This window comes from Rheinheimera sp. (assembly GCF_965283995.1).
Taxonomy (GTDB): domain Bacteria; phylum Pseudomonadota; class Gammaproteobacteria; order Enterobacterales; family Alteromonadaceae; genus Pararheinheimera.
Window position 1 is genome coordinate 4681565 of sequence record NZ_CBDIQG010000001.1, and the last position, 15975, is coordinate 4697539.

Annotated in this window: 13 protein-coding genes; 11 read left to right on the plus strand and 2 right to left on the minus strand. The window is 51.7% G+C overall.

Going from position 1 to position 15975, the window contains the following annotated elements:
- The first annotated feature begins 87 nt into the window (after nucleotides 1–87).
- Nucleotides 88–894, plus strand: coding sequence for a M48 family metallopeptidase (locus ACQ66Q_RS20600; protein WP_430458483.1), 807 nt, complete (start codon nucleotides 88–90; stop codon nucleotides 892–894).
- An 83-nt stretch (nucleotides 895–977) separates the two neighbouring features.
- Here the strand turns inward: ACQ66Q_RS20600 and ACQ66Q_RS20605 are convergent, their stop codons facing one another.
- A complete protein-coding gene (locus ACQ66Q_RS20605; RefSeq protein WP_430458484.1) occupies nucleotides 978–2288 on the minus strand; it encodes a Na+/H+ antiporter NhaC family protein in 1311 nt (436 codons plus the stop codon).
- Between the two features lie 268 nt (nucleotides 2289–2556).
- On the opposite strand from ACQ66Q_RS20605, the gene ACQ66Q_RS20610 reads away from it, so the two are divergent.
- The 8 genes from ACQ66Q_RS20610 to ACQ66Q_RS20645 all read left to right on the plus strand — a co-directional run bounded on the left by ACQ66Q_RS20610 (nucleotide 2557) and on the right by ACQ66Q_RS20645 (nucleotide 12938).
- The gene (locus tag ACQ66Q_RS20610) at nucleotides 2557–3711 is read left to right on the plus strand and encodes an iron-containing alcohol dehydrogenase (protein WP_430458485.1); all 1155 of its coding nucleotides are present in this window, start codon (nucleotides 2557–2559) and stop codon (nucleotides 3709–3711) included.
- A 112-nt stretch (nucleotides 3712–3823) separates the two neighbouring features.
- Nucleotides 3824–4690 carry a nucleotidyltransferase family protein gene (locus ACQ66Q_RS20615; RefSeq protein ID WP_430458486.1) on the plus strand — a complete coding sequence of 289 codons (867 nt, stop codon included), beginning with the start codon at nucleotides 3824–3826 and terminating at the stop codon, nucleotides 4688–4690.
- A gap of 62 nt (nucleotides 4691–4752) precedes the next feature.
- Nucleotides 4753–5838 carry a phosphotransferase enzyme family protein gene (locus ACQ66Q_RS20620; RefSeq protein ID WP_430458487.1) on the plus strand — a complete coding sequence of 362 codons (1086 nt, stop codon included), beginning with the start codon at nucleotides 4753–4755 and terminating at the stop codon, nucleotides 5836–5838.
- A 667-nt stretch (nucleotides 5839–6505) separates the two neighbouring features.
- Nucleotides 6506–7315, plus strand: coding sequence for a 4-hydroxy-tetrahydrodipicolinate reductase (gene dapB / locus ACQ66Q_RS20625; RefSeq protein ID WP_430458488.1), 810 nt, complete (start codon nucleotides 6506–6508; stop codon nucleotides 7313–7315).
- 197 nt (nucleotides 7316–7512) lie between these two features.
- Nucleotides 7513–8643 carry a glutamine-hydrolyzing carbamoyl-phosphate synthase small subunit gene (gene carA, locus ACQ66Q_RS20630; protein ID WP_430458489.1) on the plus strand — a complete coding sequence of 377 codons (1131 nt, stop codon included), beginning with the start codon at nucleotides 7513–7515 and terminating at the stop codon, nucleotides 8641–8643.
- 18 nt (nucleotides 8644–8661) lie between these two features.
- Nucleotides 8662–11883: a carbamoyl-phosphate synthase large subunit gene (carB, locus tag ACQ66Q_RS20635; protein WP_430458490.1), complete on the plus strand. Its 3222-nt coding sequence runs from the start codon at nucleotides 8662–8664 to the stop codon at nucleotides 11881–11883.
- The gene (greA, locus tag ACQ66Q_RS20640; protein ID WP_430458491.1) at nucleotides 11880–12356 is read left to right on the plus strand and encodes a transcription elongation factor GreA; all 477 of its coding nucleotides are present in this window, start codon (nucleotides 11880–11882) and stop codon (nucleotides 12354–12356) included. The genes carB and greA overlap by 4 nt, the downstream gene beginning before the upstream one ends.
- A gap of 150 nt (nucleotides 12357–12506) precedes the next feature.
- Nucleotides 12507–12938: a hypothetical protein gene (locus ACQ66Q_RS20645; RefSeq protein ID WP_430458492.1), complete on the plus strand. Its 432-nt coding sequence runs from the start codon at nucleotides 12507–12509 to the stop codon at nucleotides 12936–12938.
- Nucleotides 12939–12949: 11 nt separating this feature from the next.
- Here ACQ66Q_RS20645 and yhbY read toward each other — a convergent pair whose 3' ends face one another.
- On the minus strand, nucleotides 12950–13246 hold the full coding sequence (yhbY, locus tag ACQ66Q_RS20650; protein WP_430458493.1) for a ribosome assembly RNA-binding protein YhbY: 297 nt from the start codon (nucleotides 13244–13246) through the stop codon (nucleotides 12950–12952).
- A gap of 83 nt (nucleotides 13247–13329) precedes the next feature.
- Between yhbY and rlmE the strand changes: the two genes are divergently transcribed.
- A complete protein-coding gene (rlmE, locus tag ACQ66Q_RS20655; RefSeq protein WP_430458494.1) occupies nucleotides 13330–13959 on the plus strand; it encodes a 23S rRNA (uridine(2552)-2'-O)-methyltransferase RlmE in 630 nt (209 codons plus the stop codon).
- Between the two features lie 44 nt (nucleotides 13960–14003).
- Nucleotides 14004–15932 carry an ATP-dependent zinc metalloprotease FtsH gene (gene ftsH, locus ACQ66Q_RS20660; RefSeq protein WP_430458495.1) on the plus strand — a complete coding sequence of 643 codons (1929 nt, stop codon included), beginning with the start codon at nucleotides 14004–14006 and terminating at the stop codon, nucleotides 15930–15932.
- Nucleotides 15933–15975: the final 43 nt, after the last annotated feature.

The following is a 15975-nucleotide window of genomic DNA, read 5'->3' on the forward strand; positions in this document are numbered from 1 at the left end:
TCAGGCTCTGAAACACCGCCAGCATTGCTGGCGGTGTTGTTTGTAAGGCCAGAGAATATTTTAGTTTTTTTACGAACAGGATTTCTGATGAAAAAACCATTCACGCTGGGTATGGCTGCTTTAATCATGCTGGGGCTGAGCTCCTGTGCTGAATCGCCAACCGGCCGGCCACAACTGATGTTATTTGATCAAACCCAGGTCAACAAAATGGGCATTCAGACATTTGAAGATCTGAAAGCAAAAACGCCGGTCAGCAAAGACAAAAAAACCAATCAGTATGTGCAGTGCGTGGCGAAGCAAGTGCTCAGTGTCACGCCGGCGAAATACCAGCAAAACCCTTGGGAAATCGTGGTATTTGACAGCGATCAGGTCAACGCCTTTGCACTGCCGGGTGGCAAAATCGGCGTGTATACCGGCTTGCTGCTGGTTGCCGAAAATCAGCATCAACTGGCAGCGGTCATTGGCCACGAAATTGCGCACGTGATGTCAGGTCACTCGAATGAACGCCTGTCCAGTAATCAGGCGGTGCAGACCACGCTAGGCGTAGCCGATGTGGCGTTAAGTGCGATGGACACCCGGTTTAAAACCGAGCTGTCGACCGCTTTTGGTCTGGGCGCGCAAGTTGGCGTGATCCTGCCGTTTAGCCGTGTACATGAATCGGAAGCCGATTTGATTGGCCTTGATCTGATGGCCAAGGCTGGGTTTAAACCGGAAGAATCGGTTGAGCTGTGGCAAAACATGGCGAAGCAGGGCAGTGGCGGTACACCGCAGATTTTATCCAGTCACCCGGTACCGGAAAACCGGATTAAAGCATTGCAAAAGAATATGCCAAAGGCCGCTGCTGAATATCAGCAACGCAAAGCCAGCGGCGGCTTGCCAGCCTGCAATAAATAGCGCTGAACTGCAGCACGAACCAACAGGTAAAAAAAATCCCGCAACTGCGGGATTTTTTTATGCGGGTTTAAAGCAGCGAGGCATCAGTGACCCCGTGCCGGCCGCAGCAGGACAACGCCAAGCGCCACGACTAGTAAAATCAGGCAATAATAACTTTGTGTTACCACATCCCATGGTGACAGGCCAAAGCTGGCGCCAAGCAACAGGGCTTGCGCACCATAAGGCACCAGGCCCTGACTGATACAGGCGAAGATATCCAGCAAGCTGGCGCTGCGTTTTGGGCTGATATCATGATGTTCAGCCAAATCACGACTAACGTCGGCAGCAATGACAATCGCCACCGTGTTATTGGCAATACAGAGGTTGCTGACAAACACCAGTGCCGCAATGGCCAGTTGCTGTGCTTTGTTACCGGCCAGTGTCAGGCGTTTCGCCAAGCTATCAATGACACCGGCAACCCAGGCCAGGCCGCCTTGTGCTTTGACAAATTCGCCCAAAGCGCCAACAAACATCGACAGCAGAAAGATTTCCTGCATGCTGCCAAAACCTTTAAAAATATCTTTCCCCAGATTCGCCACCGCATAATCGGCAAATATCACACCTTGCATCGCGGCCAGAACTATACCGAGCAGCAACACAGCAAACACGTTCATGCCTGCAATCGCCAGCACCAAAATAGCGGCATACGGCAGCACACCGGTCCAGCTGAACGCTTTGGCCTCAATCACCTGATCTGTGGTGGCCAAGCCGGCAAATAACAACACGGTCAGTAGTGCTGCAGGTGCGGCAATTTTCAGATTTTCGCGGAATTTGTCTTTCATTTCTGCACCCTGAGTACGGGTCGCCGCAATGGTGGTATCGGAGATAATCGACAGATTGTCGCCAAACATCGCGCCGCTCAGTAATGCACCCGCCATCAACGCCGGCTCAATCTGCGCTTGTTGCGACAAGCCCACCGCGATAGGCGCTAATGCGCCAATGGTGCCCATTGATGTGCCCATTGCCGTTGCGACAACAGCGGAGATCACAAAAAGACCCGGCAAAATCAGGCTTGCCGGCACCAGGCTCAGACCTGCATTGACGACGGCATCAACACCACCGGTGGCCTGCGCCACAGTGGCAAAAGCGCCAGCCAACAAGTAGATGATACACATGGTGATGATATTGCTGTTGCCGGCACCTTTGACCAGCAGGTCAATCGACTCGGTCAGCGGCGCCCGGTGTAACCAGACCGCCAGCACTAATGCCGGCAGGATCGCCACCGGTCCCGGTAATTGGTAAAACGCATAGGCTACGCCCTGACTTTGCAGGTACAGGCCAGTGCCTAAAAATAACACTACAAACAGCAACAACGGCAATAACGACCGTTTGGCGCCGACAGCTACTACGGACATGGTGAACCTCGGTTTCCAATGCTGTGTCCCGTCATGGTGCCACAGCAGAAATGACTAAATTAATTACATTTGTTCTTTTAATAATTTTGCGGAATATAAGGACGTCCAGAAGTCCTGTCAATATGAATTCGGACTTGCTTATATCGATGTTTTACCGCAATTTGCGGCAAATGCCGAATGTTTTGCCTTGAAATACACCATTTTGCGACCATATCTGTTTGACCGTTCTGCAGTTTCCTGTGTTTTCACCTTTCTCCCGGAGCCCGTTATGCTGAATTTTACCTTCCAGAATCCGACCCGTATTGTGTTTGGCGAAGGCCAAATTAAAGCGCTACGCCAGTTGGTCCCTGCCGGGGCCCGGGTGTTAATGACTTATGGTGGTGGCTCGATCAAACACAATGGTGTGTATGATCAGGTAAAAGCCGCGCTGGCGGACATCGAGCTATTTGAATTTGGTGGCATTGAACCCAATCCAAGTTATGAAACGCTGAGCAAAGCGGTGGAAATGGTCCATGCGCAGCGCATTGATTTTTTGCTGGCAGTCGGCGGCGGCAGCGTCGTCGATGGCACCAAATACATCGCTGCGGCCGCACGATATGACGGCGAAGGCTGGGACATTCTGAGTAAACAAGTCAAACTGAAAGCAGCTGTGGCTTTGGGCTGCGTACTGACCTTACCGGCGACTGGCTCGGAAAGTAACGGGTTTGCCGTGATCACGAAACAGGCGACGCAGCAGAAATTATCCTTTGGCAGCCCGTTGGTTTATCCGCAGTTTGCTGTACTGGACCCAACGGTGACCTATTCACTGCCGGCAAAACAGCTGGCAAATGGTGTTGTTGATGCCTATATCCATGTAATGGAGCAGTATCTGACCTATCCGGTAGGCGCCGCTGTGCAAGACCGCTTCGCCGAAGGCCTGCTGCTGACATTACTGGAATTTGGACCGAAAGCGGTCCAGGCTCCGCAGGATTACAATATCCGCTCAAATCTGATGTGGAGCGCGACGATGGCGTTGAATGGTCTGATTGGCGTGGGCGTGCCGCAGGACTGGTCGACCCATATGATTGGGCACCAGCTGACCGCATTGTATGGGTTGGATCATGCTCAGACGCTGGCCATTGTGTTACCGGCGGTGATGCAACAGCAGCGCGAACAAAAACGCGATAAGTTATTGCAGTATGGCCGTCGTGTATTTGGTCTGGAGCACAACGACGAAGAACGGTTGATTGACGAAGCAATCAGCCACACCCGGGCGTTCTTCGAGCAAATGGGCGTGCCGACGCGGTTGGCGGATTACGGTATCACAGCCGAAGCCAAAGCGGCGGTCGTGGCGAAGTTGGCCGAATTAAAAGCAGATCGGCTTGGCGAGCACGGTGATATCACACCAGACGTTGTTGCGCAGATCCTGCAGCGCGCATTGTAAAATCTGGTCAGGCGACTGCGTCTGACAATTTCTGGTACAGTATTGTGCATATCTGTAACGACGCCGGCTTTGCCGGCGTCGTCGTATCAAAGCCTTCAGGAGTTGGCAGGGAATGGCGACAGCAGTTTCATTATTAATACTCGCGGGTGGCATGGGTAGCCGCTTTGGTGGCGATAAGCAGTTGGCAACCGTTGGTCAAACCGGGCGGCCTTTGCTGCATTTCAGTGTGATGGATGCTTATCAGGCGGGAGTCCGCCATCTGGTGCTGGTGATCCGGCAGAATTTACAGGCAGTGTTTTTAGAGCAGGTACTGCCGGCGTTGCCGCCAGATTTAACCGTCGAGTTGGTGCTGCAACAACTGCAAGATATACCGGCTCTTTGCACATTACCTGAGCAAACCAGAACGAAACCATGGGGAACCGCACATGCCGTGTGGTCGGCGCGCCATGTGCTCACTCAGCCTTTTATTGTGATCAATGCGGACGACTATTACGGTGCCAATGCGATGCAACAGCTGGTGCAGCATTTTGCCGAACACAATGCGCACTGGGCGATGGTGGCTTATCCGCTGGAGTTAACCTTATCTGAGCATGGTGGTGTCAATCGCGGTTGCTGTGATGTCGTGGCAGGGCGGCTGCGCAAGGTTGAGGAATGGACTGAAATTCTTACCGATGCGACTGGTCAGCTGCGTGGTCGTAACAGCGCCGGTGACTCCTTGCCTTTAGCAGCGCAGCAGCTGGTATCAATGAATATCTGGGCCTTTACACCAGATTTACTGCCACGGCTTGAAACGCAGTTGCAGCAATTTTTCCAGAATGGGCCAGGTGAAAAAGCGGAATCATATCTGCCTTATGCGGTTGACCAGGCGTTGCAACAAGGTCAGGTCCTTGACGTCAAGGTGTCGACAGAAGCCTGGCGGGGCATTACTTATCCGGCAGATTTGGCCGCCCTTGGCAGTTTTTTTGACAATAAGATGTAATCAAGCACAATAGCAGGCTGAATTCGCTATTGCGTGACCCGTCTTTTAATCAGGTAAGTTCTATGTCAGTTGAATCAACCGCCGCTGCGGTGTCGTCGTTGTTGCCAGCCGATGTGCTGGCGGCTTATCAGTTTTTACCAGATGCTTCGGTCCGGTTGTTTGGTAATGGTCATATCAATCGGACTTATCTGATTGAAAATTCGAAACAAAAGCTTATTTTACAGCAAATCAATACGCAGATTTTTCCCTTGCCGCAGCAGCTAGTCGACAATGCACTGCGGATTGAGCGGCATCTTGAACAAAAGCAGTCCGAAGGACGCTATCCATTGCAGATCTTGCGTCAGCAAGCGCGCCAAGATGGCCGCTATTTAAGTGGGCCCGCTGCCGACCTGCGTGCTTTGGCGTTTATTGACGGCGGACGGAGTATTGAAGTCGTTGAAACGGCTGCGCAGGCTTTTGCTGCAGCGCTGACTTTTGGTCAATTTGCGGCAGCTTTGGCCGATTTTCCTGCCGACAATCTGCACACAGTGATCGCCGATTTTCATAATCTCGGTTTCCGCTTCCGTCAGCTCGATGACGCTATTGCTGCCAATAAAGCGGGCCGGCTGGTTGATTGTCACGAATTGGTGAAGTATTGCCTGTCGCAGCGTTCGCTGGTGAATGAGCTGGAACAAACCTGTGCCACTTTACCGCGGCGGGTTTGTCACAATGACACCAAAATCAATAACATGTTGTACTCCGATGTGGAAGGCCGCGGCATAGCCGCTATTGATCTGGACACCTGCATGCCGGGTTATTGGTTGTTTGATTTTGGCGATATGGTACGTACCTGCTGTTCGCCGGAACCGGAAGATTCATTAAATCAGGCCGGCGTGCGGATCCGTCCGGAGATTTTTACCGCGCTGGCGCAAGGGTATTTGCAGGGGCTAGCCGGTATCATCACCGCGGCTGAGCGCCAAAGTCTGTGGTTGGGCGCCAAAGTGATGTGCCTGATGATTGGTATCCGCTTTCTTGCCGACCACTTAAATGGTGACACCTATTTTACCGTGCACAGACCAAACCATAACCTGCAGCGGGCAGAAAACCAGTTGCGTCTTTACCTGGATCTACTGGCGCAGCAAGACCAATTGCAGCCATTGCTAAAATAATTTGCGGTTTCTGCCAGCCCGTTACAACTAAACAGACCCGCCCACCGACTGAGTGAGTGTTGTTGTCTGACTTGCGCACCCTCCGGGGTGCGTTTTTTTATTCGCGCCATCCCTGGCGCTCCTCCTACGGACCAACGCTTCGCGTTGTTAAAAATTGCTCCAGACAATTTTTTATTCGCGCCATCCCTGGCGCTCCTCCTACGGACCAACGCTTCGCGTTGTTAAAAATTGCTCCAGACAATTTTTTATTCGCGCCATCCCTGGCGCTCCTCCTACGGACCAACGCTTCGCGTTGTTAAAAATTGCTCCAGACAATTTTTTATTCGCGCCATCCCTGGCGCTCCTCCTACGGACCAACGCTTCGCGTTGTTAAAAATTGCTCCAGACAATTTTTTATTCGCGCTATCCCTGGCGCTCCTCCTACGGACCAACGCTTCTCGTTGTTAAAAATTGCTCCAGGCAATTTTTTATTCGCGCCATCCCTGGCGCTCCTCCTACGGACCAACGCTTCGCGTTGTTAAAAATTGCTCCAGACAATTTTTTATGTACAGGACGAACGCAATGGCTGCAAATTTGATTAGAGCCGCCGGCAGTTTTTTGCTTTAATAAGCCACTTTTTTAAATATGGCGGTCTGGACTGCCATTTTGGCAAAACAGGAACTTACCGATGACTACAATTGGCATCTTTGGTGCAAATGGCCGGATGGGCCGTGCACTCGTTACAGTAGCAAAAGAGCAACAACTGCAACTGACTGCAGCGACTGTACGTAAAGGTTCTGATCTTGCCGGGACCGATGCCAGCGAACTGGCTGGATGCGGCAAATTGCAGTTGCCATTAACCGAAACCAGTCTGGCCGAAGTCGAAAAAGCCGATATCTGGGTCGATTTCACCATGCCAGAGGCCATGCTGGTGCATCTGCAACTGGCGGTGGCGGCAAAAAAAGCCATGGTAATAGGTGTCACCGGGCTCACCGATGCGCAATATGCTGAAGTGCAAGCGGCCAGCCGGATTATTCCCATTGTCTGGGCACCCAATATGAGTGTTGGCGTTAATTTACTACTGCATTTGGTACAAACCGCGGCACAGGTGATGGGGCAGACGGCCGACATCGAAATCATTGAGGCACATCATCGGTTTAAAAAAGATGCGCCCAGCGGCACGGCGTTAGCAATTGGCAACAGCATTGCCAAGGCGATTGGCCGTGATTTAAGCCAATGTGCTGTTTATGGCCGCGAAGGCATCACCGGCGAGCGTGACCAACAGACAATTGGATTTGCCACAGTGCGCGGCGGTGACATCATTGGTGACCATACCGCACTCTTTGCAGACCTTGGCGAGCGCCTCGAAATTACACATAAAGCATCCAGCCGCAACACTTTTGCCCAAGGTGCACTGCGCGCAGCCTTGTGGTTGAAAAATCAACAGGTCGGACTTTATTCTATGCAGCAAGTGCTGGGTTTGGCAGACTTAACATAGATTTTTGCCGTTTTTAACGCAATTTGTCTGTTAAGTCGTTATTTTTGCAAAATACCAAAATATAATTAGACCAAAGAGCGCAAATGACCTAGAATAAGCAGGTTTGCCTAGGCAGAACTGAGTACACAATTTCTGGGTCAAAACGGGTGGTAAAACAGCAGCATTTTACGCCCGTTTTTTGCTGTTTGGAGGTTATCTTGACTAAGTCCGCCCTGCTCGTACTGGAAGACGGCACCGTATTTCGTGGTACAGCCATTGGCGCTGAAGGTGTGTCGGTTGGTGAAGTAGTGTTTAACACTTCAATGACCGGGTATCAGGAGATCCTGACCGACCCTTCGTATGCAGAACAAATGGTCACTTTGACCTATCCCCACATTGGTAATACCGGCACCAATGATGAAGACGAAGAATCCGGCAGAGTCTGGGCCAAGGGCCTGATCATTCGCGACCTTCCTCTGCTTGCTTCTAATTTCCGTAATCAACGTTCCCTTAGTCAATACCTCAAAGATCACAACGTGCTCGGCATCGCCGACATTGACACGCGTAAACTGACCCGCATTCTGCGTGAAAAAGGCGCTCAGAACGGTTGCTTGATGGCTGGTGATATCGACGAAGCCAAAGCGCTGGAACTGGCCCGCAGTTTCCCGGGGTTGTCCGGCATGGATCTGGCCAAAGAAGTCACAGTCAAAGCACCATATAGCTTCAGCGAAGGCAGCTGGGAACTGGGGCTCGGTCATAAAAAAGCACCAGAGTCAGTGTTTCACGTCGTTGCCTACGATTTTGGTGTGAAACGCAATATTTTACGTATGTTGGTTGATCGTGGCTGTCGCCTGACCATAGTTCCGGCGCAAACGCCAGCAGCAGACGTGTTAGCGCTGAATCCGGATGGGATTTTCCTGTCGAACGGTCCTGGTGACCCGGCGCCTTGTACTTATGCCATCGAAGCGATTAAGACTTTCCTTGAAACCGACATTCCGGTGTTTGGTATTTGTTTGGGCCACCAGTTATTGGCGTTAGCCAGCGGTGCCAAGACCCTGAAGATGAAGTTTGGTCATCACGGTGGGAATCACCCGGTGCAAAACCTCGACAGTAAAAAAGTTTTAATCACGGCGCAGAACCACGGTTTTGCTGTTGATGAAGCCACGTTGCCCGCCACGTTGCGCGCGACGCATAAGTCACTGTTTGATGGCTCCCTGCAGGGCATTCATCGCACGGACAAACCGGCATTCAGCTTTCAGGGCCACCCTGAAGCGAGTCCGGGCCCGCATGAAGCCAGTGAATTGTTTGATCACTTTATCGCACTGATGCAACAGCGTAACGCCAAATAAGCCAGGATTGAGAGAGCTATGCCAAAACGTACCGACCTTCAAAGTATTTTAATCCTCGGCGCTGGTCCAATTGTGATTGGCCAGGCCTGCGAATTTGACTACTCAGGCGCTCAGGCCTGTAAAGCGCTGAAAGAAGAGGGTTACCGGGTGATCCTGGTAAACTCGAATCCAGCGACCATCATGACAGATCCGGAAATGGCTGATGCGACCTACATCGAGCCAATCCACTGGCAAGTGGTAGAGAAAATCATCGAAAAAGAACGGCCATGTGCGGTATTGCCAACCATGGGCGGCCAGACCGCACTGAACTGTGCGTTGGATTTAGAGCGCCATGGCGTGCTGGCGAAATACAATGTCGAAATGATTGGTGCCACCGCAGACGCCATCGACAAAGCCGAAGACCGGGGCCGCTTTGACAAAGCGATGCGCTCGATCGGTCTGGCCTGTCCACGTGCTGGTTTTGCCCATTCAATGGAAGAAGCCTATCAGGTGCTGGAAACCATTGGTTTCCCATGCATTATTCGTCCATCGTTCACAATGGGCGGTTCAGGCGGTGGTATTGCTTACAACCGTGAAGAGTTCGAAGAGATCTGTGGCCGCGGCTTAGATTTATCACCGACCAAAGAGCTGCTGATCGACGAATCGCTGATCGGTTGGAAAGAATATGAGATGGAAGTGGTGCGTGACAAAAACGACAACTGCATCATCGTCTGTTCGATTGAAAACTTTGACCCAATGGGCGTGCATACCGGTGATTCGATCACGGTCGCGCCAGCACAGACACTGACCGATAAAGAATATCAAATCATGCGCAACGCCTCCCTGGCAGTGCTGCGTGAAATCGGCGTTGAAACCGGCGGTTCCAACGTGCAGTTCGGTATCAACCCGGTTGATGGCCGCATGGTGATCATCGAGATGAACCCGCGTGTATCGCGTTCATCAGCGCTGGCGTCTAAAGCTACCGGTTTCCCGATTGCCAAAGTGGCAGCGAAACTGGCGATTGGTTACACGCTGGACGAGCTGGCCAACGACATTACCGGCGGTCGCACGCCAGCGTCGTTTGAGCCAAGCATCGACTATGTGGTAACCAAAGTGCCACGCTTTAACTTTGAAAAATTTGTCGGTGCCAATGACCGCCTGACGACGCAGATGAAATCGGTCGGTGAAGTGATGGCGATCGGCCGCAATCAGCAAGAATCGCTGCAAAAAGCGCTGCGTGGTCTCGAGATTGGCGTTTGTGGTTTAGACCCAATCATCGATATTCAAGCACCGGAAGCAAAAGAGAAAATCACCCGCGAGCTGCGTGAACCCGGCTCACACCGGATTTGGTACATCGCCGATGCGTTTCGTTTTGGCATGACGATGGATGAGATTTTTAAGCTGACCAATATCGACCCTTGGTTCCTGATCCAGCTGGAAGATTTGATCAAAGAAGAAGCTGCCATTCAGGCCGCGGGTTTTGCCGGCCTGGATCAAGCGCGTCTGACGGTACTCAAACGCAAAGGTTTTGCAGACAAACGGATAGCTGACCTGCTGGGCGTTGCTGAAGCCGAAGTGCGGAAAAAGCGCCATGGCTATGGTCTGCACCCGGTGTACAAACGCGTCGATACCTGTGCGGCAGAATTTGCCTCAGACACTGCGTACATGTACAGCACCTACGATGAAGAATGTGAAGCTGCACCGAGCAACCGCGATAAGATCATGATTATCGGTGGTGGCCCGAACCGCATTGGTCAAGGTATTGAATTTGACTATTGCTGTGTCCATGCGGCGTTAGCACTGCGCGAAGATGGTTACGAGACCATTATGGTCAACTGTAACCCGGAAACAGTGTCGACTGACTACGACACCTCAGACCGGCTGTATTTTGAATCCATCACGTTGGAAGATGTGCTGGAAATCGTACGTAAAGAACAGCCAAAAGGCGTGATCGTGCAATACGGTGGCCAGACGCCACTGAAATTGGCACGCGCACTGGAAGCGAACGGCGTGCCAATTATTGGTACTTCACCGGATGCGATTGACCGGGCAGAAGACCGCGAGCGGTTCCAGCAGGCTGTCGAACGTCTTGGCCTGAAACAACCGAAAAACGCCACGGTCACTAGCATGGAAGAAGCGCTGGCGAAAGCACCGGATATCGGTTATCCGATGGTGGTGCGTCCGTCTTATGTCCTCGGTGGCCGTGCGATGGAAATCGTTTACGACGACCAGGATTTACGCCGCTATATGACTGAAGCCGTTAGCGTGTCCAATGATTCGCCGGTATTGCTGGACCGTTTCCTTGATGATGCAATTGAAGTAGACATCGATGCGATCTGTGACGGTACTGAAGTAATTATCGGTGGCATTATGGAACACATCGAGCAGGCGGGCGTGCACTCCGGTGACTCGGCTTGTTCGTTACCACCACATAGCCTGAGTCAACAAATTCAGGACGTGATGCGCGAACAGGTGCGTAAACTGGCACTGGAACTTGGCGTTGTCGGCCTGATGAACACTCAGTTTGCCGTTAAAGATGGTGAAGTTTACCTGATTGAAGTGAATCCGCGCGCTGCCCGGACCGTGCCATTTGTGTCAAAAGCGACCGGTGTTGCTGTGGCAAAAGTGGGCGCCCGTTGTATGGCTGGCAAATCGCTGCAAGAACAAGGCGTCACCAACGAAATTATTCCACCGTATTTCTCGGTGAAAGAAGTGGTGATCCCATTTAATAAGTTCCCAGGTGTTGACCCGTTACTTGGCCCTGAAATGCGCTCTACCGGCGAAGTCATGGGCGTGGGCGAAACTTTCGCGGAAGCCTTTGCCAAAGCAGAGTTAGGCGCCGGGACGTTGATACCAACCGGTGGTCGCGCTTTACTTTCAGTACGTGATAGCGATAAAGTGCGCGTCGTTGAGCTGGCGAAAACCATGGTCGCCCTTGGTTTTGAACTGGATGCCACCGGCGGTACTGCGAAAGCATTGCAGGCTGCAGGTATTCCATGCCGTGCAGTCAGCAAAGTATTTGAAGGTCGTCCGCACATTCTGGATCGGATTAAAAATGGTGAGTACAGCTACATCGTGAACACCACCGAAGGTCGTCAGGCCATTGAAGATTCCAAAGTGTTACGCCGTGGCGCTCTGCAACATAAGGCCAATTACACCACGACCCTGAATGCCGCTTTTGCGACCTGTAAAGCCAACGCTGCCAATGCGTTTGCGACAGTGAACTCGGTGCAGGAGTTACATAAGAGAGTAAACGGATGAGTCAAATCCCGATGACAGTTCAGGGCGCACAACGGTTGCGCGATGAACTGCATGAACTGAAAACAGTGAAACGGCCGGCAATTATCGAAGCGATTGCCGATGCACGTGAACACGGTGATCTGAAAGAAAACGCTGAATACCATGCTGCGCGTGAAGCGCAAGGGTTCTGCGAAGGCCGGATCCAGGATATTGAAGGCAAGCTGGCGAATGCTCAGATCATCGACATCACCAAGCTGACCAATAACGGCAAAGTGATCTTCGGCTCCACAGTCACCATTCTGAATCTGGATTCAGAGGAAGAAGTGACTTACAAGATCGTTGGCGATGACGAAGCAGATATTAAAAACAATCTGATTTCGGTCAACTCGCCGATCGCACGTGGCCTGATTGGTAAACAGCAGGATGACGTCGTCAATATCACCACACCAAGCGGCGTGGTCGAGTTTGAAATCACGGACGTGAAGTACCTTTAAGTACGACTTTAGTCTCGGATTGACGGAAAAAAGCGGCTTCGGCCGCTTTTGTCGTTTTATTTACAAAGAGATATGGTTAAATTGCGCAGCGAGTTGTGGTACCAGCAGTCTGGCGCTATTGCCCGGTACCAGAGCGCTGAGGAGTCTGTCATGAAAGTTGTCAATCCGGCTTATGAATTATGTTTGGAGCAGCAAACGCTGTGGGTGCGGGCTATTGGGGTCTGGACCAGCCGTGATATCAAGGAATATATCCGGGATTTCCGCGACTTAGTTCAGCCAATTATCAATCGGCCTTGGGCATTGGTATTAGATGTGCGGGATTGGCAAACCAGCCCAAAAGAAATCTTCGCCGGTGTAACTGATAATTCCAACTGGTGCGTGCAACATCGGCTTGCCCACGTCATTGCTTTGTTACCAGCCGATCATGTGATTGGTTGGCAGTTTCTCAAAGCAACCGCGATTGAGATGCCAGAGACATTGGTCAGACAACGCGCAGACACGGCAGACGAGGCCCGCCGCAATTTATTTGCGGCAGGTTTTCTCGCTGTGAATGTGTTGCCGGATGAACAAAAAACCGGCTGAGTGGACTGAGATCAACCGCGTGGCAGTTGCAGCTTTTTCTCTTTGGCGGCGCGGTACAGCACCAGGATATGGCCGATCACCTGCACTTTGTCGGCTTTCGCTTCACGGACAATGGCGTCCATGACTGCTATCTTTTCTTCCCGATCGATACTCGGGACTTTGATTTTAATCAGTTCGTGATGTTCCAGCGCCAGGTCAACTTCGGCCATCACACCTTCTGTCAGACCATTGCCGCCGAGCAGGATCACTGGCTTCAGCTCATGCGCTTTGGCTTTTAAAAATTGCTTTTGTTTGTTAGTAAGACTCATAAAATGACTTTTTCCGTTTGGAAAGCTTGAAATAGCGTCATTGTACCGCCATCTTGCAGGGAAGACCAATTAAGAGTGTTTCCATGACAAAGAAAAAGCGCTCGGCCAGTTCCAGTCGTTGGCTGCAAGAACATGTGACCGATCCCTTTGTGCACAAAGCACAAAAACTGGGGCTGCGTTCCCGGGCTTCATTTAAGCTCGAAGAGATCCAGCAGAAAGATAAACTGATCAAATCCGGCATGACGGTCGTAGATCTTGGCTCTGCTCCCGGCAGCTGGTCGCAACTGGCTGCAGAGCTGGTTGGACGCGAAGGGGTCGTGATTGCCTGCGACATCCTGCCGATGGATCCGCTGGCTGGTGTCGCGTTTTTGCAGGGAGATTTTCGCGAAGATGCAGTGTTGGAAGCGTTATTACACCGGATTGATGGCCGTAATGTGGACGTCGTGTTGTCTGACATGGCTCCAAACATGAGTGGTAATGCGACGGTAGACCAGAGTCGCAGCATGTATTTGATCGAACTGGCACTGGATATGTGTAACAAAGTGCTGAAGAAAAACGGTAGTTTTGTCGTCAAAGTGTTCCATGGGGAAGGGTTCGATGCCTTTGTCCAGCAGGTCCGCGACGTATTTACCAATGTACGGATCCGCAAACCCGATTCGTCCCGCGCCCGTTCCAGCGAGACATATATCGTGGCGACAGGTTTCAAACTCTAGTAAAGTAGCAACAGAAGCAATTCTGGTAACAAGAGGTTATTTCCTTGAGCGACATGGCAAAGAATCTGATGGTGTGGCTGGTGATCGCCGTCGTACTGATGACGATGTTCAACAGTTTCAGTCCGGCCGACCGGTCTGACAGAACAACAAGCTATACCCAATTCATCAATGATGTGAATCAGGGCCAAATCCGTGAAGTCCAGGTGGATCGTGGCGGTGTTGTCCGCGCGATACGCAAAGACGGGCAACGGGTTGAAACTACAATCCCTGGCGGCTACGACGAAAAGCTGCTCGACGATCTGATCAAGAACAACGTGGACTCAACCGGTGTTAAACCGGAAGAAACCAGTCTGTTGGGTCAGATCTTTATTTCCTGGTTCCCAATGCTGCTGTTAATCGGCGTCTGGATCTTCTTTATGCGCCAGATGCAGGGCGGCGGTGGCAAAGGCGCGATGTCCTTTGGCAAAAGCCGTGCCCGCCTGATGGGTGAAGACCAAATCAAAACGACTTTTGCGGACGTCGCCGGTTGTGATGAAGCCAAAGAAGAAGTCACTGAGCTGGTGGATTACTTAAAAGATCCGTCACGCTTCCAGAAACTAGGTGGCCGCATTCCGAAAGGCGTGTTGATGGTTGGCCCACCGGGCACTGGTAAAACGCTGCTGGCCAAAGCCATTGCCGGCGAAGCCAAAGTACCGTTTTTCACCATTTCCGGTTCTGATTTTGTCGAAATGTTTGTTGGTGTCGGTGCAAGCCGCGTCCGTGACATGTTCGAACAAGCGAAAAAAGCTGCACCATGTATCATTTTCATCGACGAAATTGATGCGGTCGGCCGTCAGCGCGGTGCAGGTCTTGGTGGTGGTCATGACGAACGCGAACAGACATTGAACCAAATGTTGGTTGAAATGGACGGTTTTGATGGTAATGAAGGCATTATCGTGATTGCTGCGACCAACAGACCTGACGTCTTAGATCCAGCATTATTGCGCCCGGGCCGCTTTGACCGTCAGGTCGTTGTAGGCTTGCCAGATGTACGTGGCCGTGAGCAGATTTTGAAAGTTCACATGCGTAAAGTGCCGTTGGGTGATGGTGTGGACGCATCCTTGATTGCTCGGGGCACGCCAGGTTTCTCTGGCGCTGATTTGGCCAATCTGGTCAACGAAGCTGCGCTGTTTGCAGCACGCAACAATCGTCGCGTGGTGTCGATGGACGAGTTCGAAAAAGCCAAAGACAAAATCATGATGGGGACTGAACGTCGCTCCATGGTGATGACTGAGAAAGAAAAAGAGATGACGGCTTACCACGAAGCAGGTCATGCCATTGTCGGTCGTCTGGTGCCTGAGCACGACCCGGTGTACAAAGTGAGTATCATTCCACGGGGCCGTGCCCTGGGTGTCACCATGTATTTGCCGGAACAGGACCGTTACAGCCACTCGAAGCGTTTCCTTGAAAGTATGATTAGCTCGTTGTTTGGTGGCCGGATCGCCGAAGAGATCATCTACGGCAGCGAGGCAGTCAGTACCGGCGCTTCCAACGACATTGAACGCGCCACGAATCTGGCACGTAAGATGGTGACGCAGTGGGGGTTCTCGGAAAAATTAGGACCGCTGTTATATGCCGAAGAAGAAGGTGAAGTATTCTTAGGCCGCTCAGTCACCAAAAACAAACACATGTCGGAAGATACAGTCAAAATGATCGATCATGAGATCCGTGATTTTATTGACCGTAACTACGTGCGAGCCAAAGAGCTGATTGAAGCCAACATCGATATTCTGCATGCGATGAAAGATTGTCTGATGCAGTATGAAACGATTGACGCCAAACAAATTGATGACTTAATGGCACGTCGCGATGTGCGTCCGCCAGAGCATTGGGAGCCAAAGGATAAAAAGCCGGAAGCACCTGGTTCTGGTGGCGCAGCGGCAACTACAGCTCCGGCAGCGGATGCAACGCCAAGCGAAAGCCACGGCAGTTAAGCCTCTGTTGTTAAATTAAAACCCCGGTCCGCCGGGGTTTTCT

Coding starts and splice junctions, on each gene's coding strand:
- ACQ66Q_RS20600 (WP_430458483.1), top strand. CDS start 88: ATGAAAAAACCATTCACGCTGGGTATGGCTGCTTTAATCATGCTGGGG.
- ACQ66Q_RS20605 (WP_430458484.1), bottom strand. CDS start 2,288: ATGTCCGTAGTAGCTGTCGGCGCCAAACGGTCGTTATTGCCGTTGTTG.
- ACQ66Q_RS20610 (WP_430458485.1), top strand. CDS start 2,557: ATGCTGAATTTTACCTTCCAGAATCCGACCCGTATTGTGTTTGGCGAA.
- ACQ66Q_RS20615 (WP_430458486.1), top strand. CDS start 3,824: ATGGCGACAGCAGTTTCATTATTAATACTCGCGGGTGGCATGGGTAGC.
- ACQ66Q_RS20620 (WP_430458487.1), top strand. CDS start 4,753: ATGTCAGTTGAATCAACCGCCGCTGCGGTGTCGTCGTTGTTGCCAGCC.
- dapB (WP_430458488.1), top strand. CDS start 6,506: ATGACTACAATTGGCATCTTTGGTGCAAATGGCCGGATGGGCCGTGCA.
- carB (WP_430458490.1), top strand. CDS start 8,662: ATGCCAAAACGTACCGACCTTCAAAGTATTTTAATCCTCGGCGCTGGT.
- greA (WP_430458491.1), top strand. CDS start 11,880: ATGAGTCAAATCCCGATGACAGTTCAGGGCGCACAACGGTTGCGCGAT.
- ACQ66Q_RS20645 (WP_430458492.1), top strand. CDS start 12,507: ATGAAAGTTGTCAATCCGGCTTATGAATTATGTTTGGAGCAGCAAACG.
- yhbY (WP_430458493.1), bottom strand. CDS start 13,246: ATGAGTCTTACTAACAAACAAAAGCAATTTTTAAAAGCCAAAGCGCAT.
- rlmE (WP_430458494.1), top strand. CDS start 13,330: ATGACAAAGAAAAAGCGCTCGGCCAGTTCCAGTCGTTGGCTGCAAGAA.